We start from the raw sequence: 1,411 nt of genomic DNA on the forward strand, positions 1-1,411 counted from the left end.
ATGCGGCCCGTGGGGAAGCAGTCCCTTGATGGCGCCGCGGCCGGTATAAGGATTGTAAATACCGTAGCGCTGGATCACCAGCCGCCAGGCCTCATAGAAGGTCGTTTGATTATAAGATGCATCCTTGCTTGTGGTCTTCACCGTCTTAACGAACAGCGTGCCCGGATCCTCGGCACCAGCCAGCAGCACGCCGCGATGGCGTTCGATATAGGCGTTGAGGTATGTGTAGAGATCCTGGAGGTCTGGAAGGATGAGCCGGAACGGTTTGGAGCCGAAGAACGACGAGTTGGCGTTCTTGAAGGCGTTGGAAGGGATCAGCACCTCCCAGCCCCGGTCCCGCTCGCTCCAGCGGATTTCGCCACGCTTCATGTCTTCCAGCCGACGTTCCGATGTTGGGAACTGACCGCGTGGGCACACGAGCAACTGGCGAAGATTCTTCTGGCGCAGACCGAGATGGAGTCCAAGCCGCAGCATCAGAAATGATCGGACTGCTTCGGCCGCCGCGCGAGGATATCGATGTTCGTCGGGGATCCGCTTGATGATCTCATCCGTGATCTTGCGGTATTCGGCCAGTGGGCTTTCCGCCTCGAGGATGCACATGATTGGTTCGAACGGATCGCGATGAATACGCGCCACCCGTTGAATTTCCCTCGACCGCTGTGAGGCATGCCTGAAGCAAACATCGCAAGCTGCGTGCCAGTCCTTCCGGGCGAATGCAATCTCGGCGCTTGTGATCAAGCCTGGTATCGGTTTCACATTCTCGACCAGTTCCGGGTGTTGCCACATCCAGCCAGTGTCAGGCCGGACCATGCCGAGGAGGACACTCAACATGTCCTCTTCCCATTTGGTATAAAAGCCGCGGCGCCTTTCGCGCCATTGCAGGTACCAGTCCCAAATGCCTGGGAAGATGAGCAGGCCGAAGGTCAACTGGCCAAGTGGAACTCCGTATCCTTTAACAGCGCTTTTCGGCGATGCCGCCAAAGCACCGAACATCAGGCCGAGATGCTCGATCTTTTGCGAGGCCGTCTCTTCGCCCCACACGCCGTTCCGCTGAAATCCGAGCGTCGTCAGCGTCGCCGTCTTGAAACGGACCAGGTTTGCCATTTCCATTGCCAGCCGGGGAGGGGCATCGACAACGTCGGAAAGCAGATCAGGATCTTCGCTCATACCGTCGCCGGCGGCGTCGTTATAATCAAGAGCGTCCGTGCATCGGGACGAGAGGGTACCACCATAGGAAATGGCGGGAAACCGGATGGCGTATCGCTGTCGGGTTGCTGCGGCCTGAAAGCGTCGATAATCGGTGGAGCCGGAGATGATTACCCGGCGAACCCATTCCAGAATTTCTTTTCGCTTGCTGAAAGGCAGATTATTGAAATCGTCCGGCAGATGCCAGGCGAGCCGGCGCCGTTCG

Annotated in this window: 1 protein-coding gene; it reads right to left on the reverse strand. The window is 58.1% G+C overall.

Features of this window, described 5'->3' with window-relative positions; translation table 11 throughout:
- On the reverse strand, positions 1-1,411 hold a 1,411-nt coding region (locus ACOWVS_RS23390), incomplete at both ends, for a hypothetical protein (RefSeq protein ID WP_420973187.1).

Source organism: Brucella sp. IR068, from assembly GCF_049065885.1.
GTDB classification, from domain to species: domain Bacteria; phylum Pseudomonadota; class Alphaproteobacteria; order Rhizobiales; family Rhizobiaceae; genus Brucella; species Brucella intermedia.